8 protein-coding genes and 1 tRNA gene are annotated in these 11,687 nt (G+C 71.4%); 4 read left to right on the plus strand and 5 right to left on the minus strand.

Features of this window, described 5'->3' with window-relative positions; translation table 11 throughout:
- The first annotated feature begins 16 nt into the window (after positions 1–16).
- Positions 17–89 (plus strand) — tRNA-Ala (locus tag CIK81_RS07490).
- 157 nt (positions 90–246) lie between these two features.
- Here the strand turns inward: CIK81_RS07490 and CIK81_RS07495 are convergent.
- Complete coding sequence (locus CIK81_RS07495) at positions 247–582, minus strand: hypothetical protein (protein WP_096166381.1); 336 nt, start codon at positions 580–582, stop codon at positions 247–249.
- Positions 583–673: 91 nt separating this feature from the next.
- Between CIK81_RS07495 and CIK81_RS07500 the strand changes: the two genes are divergently transcribed.
- Positions 674–1,219: a LysR substrate-binding domain-containing protein gene (locus CIK81_RS07500; protein ID WP_114305319.1), complete on the plus strand. Its 546-nt coding sequence runs from the start codon at positions 674–676 to the stop codon at positions 1,217–1,219.
- Between the two features lie 89 nt (positions 1,220–1,308).
- Positions 1,309–1,785 carry an S-ribosylhomocysteine lyase gene (locus CIK81_RS07505; protein ID WP_096166383.1) on the plus strand — a complete coding sequence of 159 codons (477 nt, stop codon included), beginning with the start codon at positions 1,309–1,311 and terminating at the stop codon, positions 1,783–1,785.
- Here CIK81_RS07505 and malQ read toward each other — a convergent pair.
- The 4 genes from malQ to CIK81_RS07530 form a co-directional block, all read right to left on the minus strand.
- Complete coding sequence (gene malQ, locus CIK81_RS07510; RefSeq protein WP_114355581.1) at positions 1,772–3,904, minus strand: 4-alpha-glucanotransferase; 2,133 nt, start codon at positions 3,902–3,904, stop codon at positions 1,772–1,774. The two genes, CIK81_RS07505 and malQ, sit on opposite strands and share 14 nt — an antisense overlap.
- 459 nt (positions 3,905–4,363) lie before the next feature.
- Entirely contained in the window at positions 4,364–5,053 is a 690-nt protein-coding gene (locus tag CIK81_RS07520; RefSeq protein WP_096163579.1) for a response regulator transcription factor, read from the minus strand.
- A complete protein-coding gene (locus CIK81_RS07525) occupies positions 5,050–6,591 on the minus strand; it encodes a cell wall metabolism sensor histidine kinase WalK (protein WP_096196872.1) in 1,542 nt (513 codons plus the stop codon). The genes CIK81_RS07520 and CIK81_RS07525 overlap by 4 nt, the downstream gene beginning before the upstream one ends.
- A gap of 37 nt (positions 6,592–6,628) precedes the next feature.
- Positions 6,629–9,985: an efflux RND transporter permease subunit gene (locus tag CIK81_RS07530; RefSeq protein ID WP_096163581.1), complete on the minus strand. Its 3,357-nt coding sequence runs from the start codon at positions 9,983–9,985 to the stop codon at positions 6,629–6,631.
- A gap of 354 nt (positions 9,986–10,339) precedes the next feature.
- Here CIK81_RS07530 and CIK81_RS07535 point away from each other — a divergent pair, with 354 nt between their 5' ends.
- Positions 10,340–11,644, plus strand: a complete 1,305-nt coding sequence (locus CIK81_RS07535; RefSeq protein WP_096163740.1) for an MATE family efflux transporter — start codon at positions 10,340–10,342, stop codon at positions 11,642–11,644.
- The last annotated feature ends 43 nt before the right edge of the window (positions 11,645–11,687 follow it).

The following is an 11,687-nucleotide window of genomic DNA, read 5'->3' on the forward strand; positions in this document are numbered from 1 at the left end:
GGTCGCCACGCGACATGGGGCTATGGCGCAGTTGGTAGCGCGTCTCGTTCGCAATGAGAAGGTCGGGGGTTCGAATCCCCCTAGCTCCACCGCAGGAGAAACCCTCTCCCACCAGTCGACACACTGGTCGGGAGGGGGTTTCTTCGTGTCCAGCTGCGGACCGCGGCTCGGCGGATGGCACCGGGCAACGGGGAGCGCCCTCGACGGGGACGCCCGTCAGGCGGGCAGCCGGTCACCGGAACGGGGTCATCGCCAGGAGATCGGGCGGAATCGGCCGCCGCCGCGGGTGAGCAGGACCGCCCGCGGCGGCGAGATGGTCGCGGTGGTGCGCTCGAGATGGTCGATGACCATGTGCACCGCATGCCGGGCGGTGTCGTCCTCGCGACGTCCCTCGAGCGGATCGACGACGTAGCGCAGCACCACCCGACCGACGCGCCGCCCGTCCACCAGCGGTGCTTCCACGTCACGCTTCTCGATCATGTGCAGGGAGCCGAGGGCGAGCGCCGCCTGCTCCATGACGTCGGCGGGCGTCGCCCCTGGATGCAGGTCACCGATGGGCAGGTGCATGCGGTAGCTCGGCATGCTCTCAATCTAGTCGCCACCGCCGGCCTCGTCCGAGCGCAACCCGCTCTCGCTGTGCGCCTGCCATGGATCGCGCCGTAGGCTGGGACCCATGACCCGCCCCCTCCTCCGCGTCGGCTTCGTGCCCGGCGTCGAACCGGACCGTTTCGTGCGCCGCTGGAAAGCCGGCCGCCGCGAGGCCTGGCTCGAACTCGTGCCCGTCCCCGTCTCCCGCCAGCGCGCCGCGCTCGACGAGGGCGAGGTCGACATGTGCTTCGTGCGCCTGCCGCTGCTCACGGACGAGCTCCACGTGGTCCCGCTGTGGGAGGAGCGAGCAGCCGTCGTGATGGGGGACGAGCACGTGCTCAGCGTGCTCGACGAGATCCACGAGGAGGATCTGGTCGAGGAGACCGAGCTGCCGCAGCAGGACCCCGACGATGCCGCCTCCCGGGTCGCGATCGCCGCGGCCGGCGTCGGCTACGCGCGGATGCCGCTGTCGCTGGCGCGCCTCCACCATCGCAAGGACGCCGTGCACCGTCCCCTCGTGGATGGCGGCCCCACCCGCATCGCTCTGGCCTGGCCCCGCGAGGCGGACGACGACACCCGGCAGGAGTTCGTGGGCGTCGTGCGCGGTCGCACCGCCCGCTCCAGCCGCTGAGCAGCTGCTGCGCCCCGGGCGCGGCCGTGACAGCCTGGCCAGACCCGCCAACTCCCGACCGACGACCCCTCCACGACGAAGGAGAACCCATGACCGAGCAGGCCCCGCACATGAACGTCGAGAGCTTCAACCTCGATCACCGCACCGTCGCCGCGCCCTATCTGCGCATCGCCGATCGCAAGGAGCTGCCCGGCGGCGACGTGCTCACGAAGTTCGACGTGCGCTTCACCCAGCCCAACGTCGAGCACCTGGAGTCCGAGACCGTCCACTCGCTCGAGCACATGATGGCCGAGCACATGCGCAACCACAGCGATGTCGTCCTGGACGTCTCCCCGATGGGCTGCCGCACCGGCTTCTACGTGCTGCTGATCGGCGACCACACCCCGGAGGGCTTCGCCCCGGTCCTCGAGGCGACCCTGCAGGATCTGCTCGCGGCCGACGAGGTCCCCGCCGCCAACGAGATCCAGTGCGGCTGGGGAGCGCACCACACCCTCGAGGGCGCGAAGGCCGCCGCCCGCAGCTTCCTGGACGCTCGCGAGCAGTGGGGCCAGGTCACGGCGAGCTGATCTCCTCGCGCACCGCCGCCAGCAGGCGCGCGGTGCGCGGATCCGTGGCCAGGTCATCGATCGACACCGGCCGCTCGTGGGCATCGGCCAGCGGGATCCTCCAGTTCGGATATTCCTCGTCGGTGCCGGGCTGGTTCTGGATCCTCCGCTCGCCCACGCAATCCACCAGGGACACGCCCAGCAGCATCGACGGGGTCCGGGCCAGGAACCGGTGCAGCGCGATCACCGTGTCCTCGATGCCGGCTCCCGGCCCCAGGAGTCCGTCGGCGCGCAGCACGTCCAGCACGCGTTCGCGCCCGGCGGCATCCGTCGCGAGCTCCTCCTGGAGACTTCGCTCCAGCAGACCCAGCTCATGGCGCAGGGTGACATGGTCCCCGGCGAGGTAGCCGGCCGTGGGCGGCAGATCGTGCGTGGTCACCGAGGCCAGGCACAGGGGCCGGTAGTGCTCCGGCGGCAGCGGACTGCCCTCGTCGTCGGCCTCGAACCACAGGATCGACGTGCCGAGGATCCCGCGATCCACCAGGTGGTCGCGCACCCAGGGTTCGAAGGTGCCCAGATCCTCGCCGATCACGAGCGTGCCGGAGCGCTCGGCCTCCAGCGCCAGGATGCCGATCATGGCCTCATGGTCGTAGGCGACATAGGCGCCGTCGGACGCCTCATGCCCTTCCGGGATCCACCACAGCCGGAACAGGCCCAGCACATGGTCGATCCGCAGGGCCCCGGCATGCCTCATGAGGGTGCGCAGCATGTCGCGCCACGGCCGGTAGGAGGCCTCCCTGAGATGTTCGGGATGCCAGGGCGGCTGATGCCAGTTCTGGCCCTGCTGGTTGTACTGGTCCGCCGGGGCGCCGACGGTCGCTCCGCGGGCGAGCACGTCGCGCAGCCGCCACGCATCCGCCCCGACCTGCTCGACGCCCACGGCGAGATCGTGCATGATGCCGATCCGCATCCCGGCCTCCCGCGCGGCCGCCTGAGCTGCACCCATCTGCTCATCCAGCAGCCACTGGGTCCACACGTGGAATTCGATGCGGTCGGCGAGCTGCCCGCGAGCCTGCTCGACGGTCTCCTCGTCGAGATGTGCCAGCTGCTGCTCCTCGGGCGTGCCGCGCAGCGATTCCGCGAGCGCGCACCACAGGGCGAAGTCCTCCAGGCCCTTCCCCTCACGCCGACGGTAGGCGTCCAGCAGTGCGCGCCGCCCTGCCGTGAGCGGCACCGCGAAGAGTTCCTCGAGAGCGCCGATCTTCGCGGTGAGCACGTCGTCGCGCTCGAGACGGTTCACCCGGGTGTTCCAGCCCTCGATCTCGGTCCGCAGGAGGTCGAGGCGCTGCCGGGCCTGCTCCGGCAGCGCGCGGTACTCGGGGACGTCCTCGGGCCGCAGGTACAGCGCACTGGTGAAGCGGCGGGTGACGGGCAGATAGGGGGAGGGCTCCACCGGCGGGGTCGGATAGCTCGCGTGCAGCGGGTTCACCAGCACGAAGTCCGCCCCGTGGTGGACACCGAGGATCGCTGCCAGATCACGCAGATCGGCGAGGTCCCCGAGTCCCCACGAGCGGTCGGAGCGCACGGAGTAGAGCTGCGCCTGGAGTCCCGTGGCGCGGCGGGCCGCGAAGGGCTCGTGCGTCGTGAGCGTCTCCGGGGTGACGACGACGTCCCCCTCGTGGCGTCCGTCGGCCGTTGAGGCGACCAGCTGGTGCCAGCCCAGGGGGAGGCCGGCGGGCAGGCGGAACCGGGCTCTGCCGAGCAGACGCCCATCGAGCTCGACGGGCGGGGTGTGGTCCTCGACCTGCTCGAGGTCCCGGCGGCCGCCGCTCTCGAGCAGCAGGTGGGCGGTGACCGCGGTGCCGTGCTCGACGTGGACGGGCACGCTCGAGTCCTGATCGGTGCGCAGCACGGTCACCGGCGGCACCGTGCGGCTCCAGGGAGCGCGTCCGTGCTCGCTGCGGAGCCGAGCGAGGTCTTCGTCGTCGGTGATGTCCCGGCCGGGCGAGGCGAGCGACGTCACCACCGCGAGCAGGGTGTCGTCGTGGACGTCCTGGAGAGTGCCGTCCCATCCCCAGTATTCGGTGCTGACACCGAGGTCGTGGGCGAGGTCGCGCAGCGCTGTGGGATCCGGGGACATGCCGTCATCGTAACGGCGATCACACCGGGGCCCTCACGGTGATCAGCCGCGGGGGACCACGCCGGGGGGGGGGGGGGGGGGGGGGGGGGGGGGGGGGGCGGGGGGCGGGGGGGACGCCGGGGCCTCGTACTCCATGCCGGCCGAGCCGCTGTCGGGGTGCGCGCCGTCGGCTCCGCCGTCGCTGACGGACGGGAGCGAGACCGCGTCCCCGCCGGCGAGCACGTCACCGCCCGCGTCGGACGCCGCCGAGGCGCCGCCGACCACGATTCCCGGCTGGGCGGCCGGGGTGTCGTCGGCCGAGGGCAGCAGGGCGACCCCGATCGCCACGAGGGCGACGGCGAGGATGATCCCGGCAGTGCGCAGAGCCTTCATGCGGGTCATCCTCCGATTCCTCGATGAGATGGCCGTGAACCCGTCATGAGAGGTCTCTCATCTGCCGGGGACCGGCATCGACGGGCCTCATGCAGCGGGGTCGACGAGCTTGTAGCCGGCGCCGCGCACGGTCACCAGGCGCTTCGCGCCGAGCTTCCCGCGCAGGTAGCCCACGTACACGTCGACCACGTTGGAGGCGCCGTCGTAGTCGAACCCCCACACCTTGGACAGCAGCAGGTCGCGGGTGAGCACCTGGTTCGGATTCTCCAGGAACACCCGCGCCATCGTGAACTCGCGGGAGGACAGCTCCACCGAGCGCTCCTCCGTCTCGGCCCAGAAGGTCGCGATGCGGGTGCGCAGGTCGAGCTGGAGGTCGCCGAGCCGGAGCGCATCGGAGCTGACCGCACCGGCCCCGGAGGTCGCCTCGCGGGCGCGCAGCTTCACCCGGGCCAGCAGCTCCTCGAAGCGGAAGGGCTTGGCGATGTAGTCGTTCGCGCCTCCTTCGAGCCCCTGCACGGTGTCGTCCACGCCGGTGCGCGCGGTGACCATGAGGATCGGGATCTGCACATCCATCTCCCGCAGCGCCTTGAGCACCTGGAAGCCGTCCATCCGAGGCAGGCCGACGTCGAGGATCAGCAGGTCGAAGTCGCCGCTCGAGGCCAGGTCCAGCGCGCTGATCCCGTCCTCGACCACGGTGCACGCGTAGCCGTGGGCCTTCAGTCCGCGTTCGACGAATCGGGAGATCCGCGCCTCGTCCTCGGCGATCAGGATCCTCATGAACTGCTCCTCGGGGTGCTGTCGGGGTCGGTCGGCTCGCGCGGGACGTCGGCCGCCCGCTCGACGAACTGCGGGAGGACGAGGGTGAAGGTCGAGCCGTGCCCGGGCTCGGAGTGGAGACGCACGGTGCCGCCGTGCCCCTCGGCGATCGCGCGCACGATCGGCAGCCCCAGTCCTGAGCCGGGGCCGCGCGAGCCGTCCCCGCGGGTGAAGCGCTCGAAGATCCGCTCCTGGTCCGACGGGGCGATGCCGACGCCCTCGTCCTCCATGCTGACATGGATCTCGGGCCCCGACGGCCCCAGCACCCGGTCCACCCCGAAGCGGATCGTGCTGCCCTCGTCGCTGTAGCGCACGGCATTGGCGGCCAGCTGGACGACCGCCTGGGTGAGGCGCTGCTCGTCGGCGTCTGCCGGCACGGACGCGGTGCGGGTGAGCACCCAGTCGCGCTCGGCGATGTGCTCGATGCGGGCGAAGGCGGAGCGGGCGAACTCCTCCATCTGGACCGGGCGCGCCCGCACGTAATCCGGACGCACCGAGGCGGCCAGCTCGGAGAGGTCGCCCACCAGACGGCCCATGCGGTCCAGCTCGTCCATCGCGATCTCGTGCGCCTCGCGCACATCGGCCGGGTCCTCGACGTCGGTCGTCTCGAGGGTGCCGCGCACGATGGTCAGCGGGGTGCGCAGCTCGTGCCCGACGTCGCTCATGAAGCGCCGCTGCTCGGCGAAGCCCGCCTGGATGCGCTCGAGCATGCGGTTGAAGTTCCGGGCCAGTGCGGAGATGTCGTCCCGCCCTCGGGGCACCGGGATGCGGTGCTCGAGGTCGTCGACGGTGACCTGCTCGGTGGCGGACCGCAGCGACACCAGCGGGCGCAGCAGTCGCCCGATCACCCCGTGCGCCACCCACCCCGCGACCAGGAGCGTCACCACGGACAGCGCGGAGAAGGTCAGCACCGACCGCCACAGATCGGCCTTCTGGGCCCCGATGTCGCTGGCGATCACGTAGATGCCCTCGGTGTCGTCCCCCTCCACGGCGACCGACGCGATCAGCAGCCGCAGCTCACGGCCGTCGACCGTCATCGACGTGGTCACGGTGCCGCCCGGCTCGTGCGCGGCGATGAGCTCCTCGAGCACCTGCTGGGACTGCGCGGACTGGTCAGGGACCAGCTCGAAGCTCTGGGAGTACGGCTTGTGCGCGGGCCGTCCGTCAACGAGGGCGAGGACGGACTCGTGATCCGAGGGCGCGGCCGAACCGGTCGCCGTGCTCAGCACGGAGTCCACCGTGGTGTGCACGAAGCTGCCGTCGGCCTGCTTCTCGTGCGCGACGAGATCGAGCTCGCGGTACTCCTGGTGGAGATCTGCCTCGACGTTCTCGTCGAGCACCCGGAACTGGGCCGCATAGGTGAGCACGCCGATGATCGCGACGCCGCCCACCATGAAGGCCAGCACCGTGGCGAGCACACGGGTGCGCACGGTCCACCCGCGCCGCGACGAATCGGCGACGGGCTCGGCGACGGCGTCGCGGGTCCTGGTCACGGCCATGAGCGCATCGTAGGCGACCTACCCGGACCGGTCGGGATCACTCACCGCGGAAGCGGCGCCGGACGACCCCGACGATCCCTCCGCGCTCCTTGAGCGAGCGACGCCGGCCGTGGTGGCCGGGCCCGTCCGGACCGGTGGCGTCCGGGGCGGTGACGGCCTGCGCCTCCTCGGGCGCGACCGCTGCCTCCCGCTGCCGCTCCTGCTCGGCGCGGTGGGCGGCACGCTTCTCGGCGGCCGCCTGCTCACGGGCGTCGCGCAGCTCGGCGTCATGGGCCTCCTGACGGAGACGGCGGCGCTCGCCCGGGCCCTCGGCGAGACGGTAGAGCACCGGCACGATGAGCAGGGTCAGCAGGGTCGAGGAGATAAGACCGCCGATCACGACCACGGCGAGCGGCTGAGCGATGAATCCGCCGTTGCCGGTGATGCCGAGCGCCATCGGGAGCAGCGCGAAGATGGTCGCGGCGGCGGTCATGAGGATCGGGCGCAGACGCTTGGCGGCGCCGGCGTGCAGCGCCTCGTCCAGGCCCATCCCGCGACGTCGGTACTGATTGACCAGGTCGATCAGCACGATCGCATTCGTGACCACGATGCCCACCAGCATCAGCAGGCCGATCATCGAGGGCAGGCCCAGCGGCACGCCGGTGATGATGAGCAGGCCGAGCGCGCCGGTCGCCGCGAACGGGATCGACACCAGCAGGATCAGCGGCTGGATCAGGGACTTGAAGATCCACACCAGCAGCACGTACACCAGCAGGATCGCGGCGAGCATGGCGATGCCGAGCTGGCCGAAGGTCTCGTCGATGTCCGCGGCGGTGCCGCCGACGCTGGCCTCGACGCCCTCGGGCAGGTCCGCATCCTCGATCGCGGCGTTCGCGGCCTCGGTCGCGGGAGAGACGTTCTCGCCGTCGGGCGCGAGCGAGACGGTCACCGTCTCCAGGCTGTCCTGGGTGGCGATCGAGGGCCGCGAGGCCACCTCGTCGATGGAGGCCACATCGGTCAGCGGCACTCCCCCGGCGAGCTCGATGTCCGTGAGCTCGTCGAAGGTCTCGATGCCGTCGCCCTGCTCGACGTAGATGCTCAGCTCGGTGTCATCGAGGGTGACGGTGCCGATGGCGCCCGGGTACATCTGCCCGGCGACCATGCCGATCACGGCCTCCTCGGTGAGCCCGAGCTGCGCCGCCTTCTCGCGGTCGACGGTGACGACCGCGGTGGGCTTGTCGGCCTCGAGGTCGCTGGTGACCTCCGTGACGCCGCTGGGGACCGGGTCGAGCTCGGCGAGGATCGCGTCGTTCGCGTCCTTGCGATCCTCGGCCGTGGGACCGGTGATGAGGATGTCGATCGAGCTGGAGCCCGTGGGCGAGGCGACGTCCGCCGCCTCGATGGTGCCGGCATCGGGCAGGTCCTCGAGCGCGGCGACCATCGACTCCTGCAGGGCGGTCTGGTCCGCATCGGGATCGGTGGTGATCGAGAAGCTGACCTCGTTCTCGGCGCCGCCGCCGCCCATGCCGAACTGGCCGCCGCCGATGGTGGTCTGGACGGTCTCGACGCCGTCGAGATCCATCAGGGCCTGCTCGCTCTCCTCGGCCTTGTCCTCGGACTGCTCGAGACTGGTGCCCGCCGGGAGCGACTGGGTGAGCGAGGCGATGTTCTGCCCGGTGTCACCGAGGAAGTTCACGTTGACCAGCGGGTACAGGAAGGCGGTGCCCACCAGTACGAGGATCGCGGCACCCACGGTGAGCAGGCGGCGCGGCAGCGAGTCGGTGACCAGACGCAGCAGCGGCGCGTAGAGGCGGTGCAGCCAGGAGCGCTCCTCCGTCGCCTCGGCCTCCGCACGGATCCGGGCGACCTGCTCGGCGTCGTCGGGGTCCACGACCCCCTGGCTCTTCGGGGCGCGCAGGAACCAGTAGGCGAGCACGGGCACGATCGTCAGCGCGACCAGCAGCGAGCTGAGCATCGCGATGCCGACGGTCAGGGCGAACGGTCGGAACAGCTCGCCGGCCATGCCGGAGACGATCGCGATCGGCAGGAACACCACCACGGTCGCGAGGGTCGAGGCGGTGATCGCTCCGGCCACCTCGCCGACGGCGTCGAGGATGGCGCGCATGCGGGTCTTGCCGTAGGCGAGGTGGCGCATGATGTTCTCGATCACCACGATCGAGTCGTCGACCACGCGGCCGATGGAGATCGTCAGCGCCGCGAGGGTCAGCATGTTCAGCGTGTACCCGGTGACCAGCATCCCGATGAAGGCGATCAGCAGCGAGGTCGGGATCGAGATCGCGGTGACGACCGTGGGTCGCACGCGGCGCAGGAACAGCAGGATCACGCCGACGGCGAAGACCAGGCCCAGCAGGCCCTCCTCGGCGAGCGCGAGGATCGACTCCTGGATGAAGGGCGCCTGGTCGAAGACGATCGCGCTCTCGGCGTTCCCGCCGACGCCGGGGAGGGTGTCCGCCAGGACGTCGTCGACGCCGTCGGAGATGTCCACGACGTTGCCGTCGGCGGTGGCAGTCACCATGACCACGAGCGATTCGCGGCCGTCGGTGCGGGAGATCGAGGTGGGGTCCTCGGTGGTGCGCTCGACGGTCGCGACGTCGGAGAGGGCGACCGGGGAGGGCTGCTGGCCCGCCTGCTGCCCGTCGGCCGCATCACCCTCCTGGGGCATCAGCATGATGCCCTCGAGGCTCTCGAGGCTGTCGATGGACTGGCCGAGCACGACGTCCATGGTGCGGTCGCCGTCGGTCACGGAGCCGCCGGGCAGGGAGAGCCCGTTGGCGTCCAGCGCGGTGGAGATGTCGTCCTCGGTCAGGCCGTTCTCGGCGAGCTTCGCCTCGTCCGGGGTGATCTGCACGATCTCCTCGGGGGCGCCGATCACGGCGACGGACGAGACGCCGTCCACGCGCTCGAGGTCGGGCGTGACCACGGAGTCCAGGCGGGCGCCGAGCTCGGAGGGCTCCAGGTCGGAGGAGACCGAGAGCACGACGGCCGGGAGGTCGCTCGTGCCGCCGGCCATGACGTCGGGGTCCGCGTCCTCGGGGAGGTCGTCGGAGATGCCGCTGAGGGCCGCTTCGATCTGGTTCGAGGAGCGTGCCGTGTCGGTGCCGTAGGTGAGCTCGACCGTGACGATGGAGACGCCGGCCTGCGAGGTCGAGGAGGTGCTCTCGACGTTCTCGAGCCCGCTGACGGCCTGCTCGACGGGACGGCTGATCCGCTCCTGGACCTGCTCCGAGGAGGAACCGGGCGAGCTGGTCATCACCTGCACCTGCGGCAGCGAGACCGAGGGGATGAGCTCCTGGCGCATCGTCGTCATCGCGAAGGCGCCGATGATCGACACGGCGATGCACACCAGGGCGATGAAGGACCTGTTGTTCAGGCTCAGACGGGCAAGGCGGTTCATCCTGCTCCTCGGGAGATGCTGCGGGCGGGGTCGACACGGCGACATCCCGCGTCCGAGGGCACGGCACCGAGCCCTCCGACGCACTGTTCCATACGAGCCCGTATCGAGATATACGACCTCCGTAGGAGATTCGTCCCCCGGCCTGGGAAATACCCGACAGCCAGGTGCTCTCTGGCGGGGAGCCCACCGGCGGACGGCTCGTTGCACGCTGTGCGCAGTGGCGCCCGCCACCACGGACGAGCCCGGCACGAGGCTCCCGGTCGACACGTGTGCGCCGACGGGGCCGACAATGGGTCCGTGCCCGTCTCCGCCTCCGCTCCACCGCCCGTCTCCCCCGCTGCCGCGCGCCGGGCAGTGGACCGCGACATCCTCAGCCTGGCGGTCCCGAGCCTCGGCGCCCTGATCGCCGAACCGCTCTTCCTCATGGCGGACTCCGCCTTCATCGCCCGCGTGAGCACCGTCTCGCTGGCCGGGCTGGGCCTGGCCTCCGCGATCCTCACCACCGTCATCGGGCTGTCGGTGTTCCTCGCCTATTCCACGACGGCCTCGGTCGCTCGGGCGTTCGGGGCGGGCCGGCGCCGCGAGGCGATCGCCCGCGGGGTCGACGCCTGCTGGCTGGCGCTGATGATCGGCGCGGGCGCCGTGCTGGTGCTGCTGCTGGGCGGGGCCTGGATCCTGTCCCTGTTCGGCCCGTCGGCCGAGGTCCTCTCCGAAGCCGTCACCTACCTGCGGCTCAGCGCGCTGGGCGTGCCGGCCATGCTCACCGTGCAGTCCGCGACCGGGCTGCTGCGCGGCCTGCAGAACGCACGGCTGCCGCTCGTGGTCGCGGTCTCCGGCGCGGTGGTGAACATCCCGTTGAACTGGCTGCTGATCTTCGGCCTGGACCTGGGGATCGCCGGCAGCGCGATCGGCACGGTCATCGCCCAGTGGGGCATGGCGATCGTGCTGCTCGTTCTGGTGGCGCGGGCGGCCCGCCACCACGATGTGCCGCTGCGACCGCACCTGGGGCAGGTGGCCTCCGCGGGCCGCGAGTCGGTGCCGATGTTCGTGCGCACGATCTCCCTGCGGGTGGTGCTGCTGGCCGGCACGCTCGTGGCCACCCGGCTCGGGGACGTGCAGCTGGGCGCGCATCAGATCGCGCTGACCGTCTTCACCCTGCTCTCCCTCGCGCTGGACGCCCTCGCGATCGCCGGGCAGGCGCTCACCGGGCGGTTCCTGGGTGCGGCCGACGCCGTCGCCGTGCGCGCCGTGACCCGTCGGCTGATGCTGTGGGGTGTGGGCGGCGGCGTGGTCACCGGCGTCCTGCTGCTCGCCGCCAGCTACGTGATCCCGGGCCTGTTCACCCCGGACGTCGCCGTGCAGGAGAACCTGCGTGCGGCGCTGTGGGTGCTCATGGTCGCCCAGCCGGTGGCCGGATACGTGTTCGTGCTGGACGGGGTGCTGATGGGCGCCGGCGATGCCCCGTACCTCGCCAGGGTGGGCGTGCTCAATGCCGCGGTCACCCTGCCTTTCGCGGCGCTCGTGTACGTCTCCGGCTGGCAGGGGCCGTGGGCGCTGGCCGCACTGTGGGTGGCGTGCACGCTGATCTTCCTCATCGCCCGCGCGGTGACCCTGGGGCTGCGCGTGCGCGGTGACGCCTGGATGCGCCTGGGAGGGTGACGTGCGCCATGCTCGACGGTGGTGCGCGACTCTCATCACGGTG

It is taken from the genome of Brachybacterium sp. JB7 (assembly GCF_003335205.1).
Lineage (GTDB): Bacteria > Actinomycetota > Actinomycetes > Actinomycetales > Dermabacteraceae > Brachybacterium > Brachybacterium alimentarium.

Coding starts and splice junctions, on each gene's coding strand:
- CIK81_RS07495 (WP_096166381.1), bottom strand. CDS start 582: ATGCCGAGCTACCGCATGCACCTGCCCATCGGTGACCTGCATCCAGGG.
- CIK81_RS07500 (WP_114305319.1), top strand. CDS start 674: ATGACCCGCCCCCTCCTCCGCGTCGGCTTCGTGCCCGGCGTCGAACCG.
- CIK81_RS07505 (WP_096166383.1), top strand. CDS start 1,309: ATGACCGAGCAGGCCCCGCACATGAACGTCGAGAGCTTCAACCTCGAT.
- malQ (WP_114355581.1), bottom strand. CDS start 3,904: ATGTCCCCGGATCCCACAGCGCTGCGCGACCTCGCCCACGACCTCGGT.
- CIK81_RS07520 (WP_096163579.1), bottom strand. CDS start 5,053: ATGAGGATCCTGATCGCCGAGGACGAGGCGCGGATCTCCCGATTCGTC.
- CIK81_RS07525 (WP_096196872.1), bottom strand. CDS start 6,591: ATGGCCGTGACCAGGACCCGCGACGCCGTCGCCGAGCCCGTCGCCGAT.
- CIK81_RS07530 (WP_096163581.1), bottom strand. CDS start 9,985: ATGAACCGCCTTGCCCGTCTGAGCCTGAACAACAGGTCCTTCATCGCC.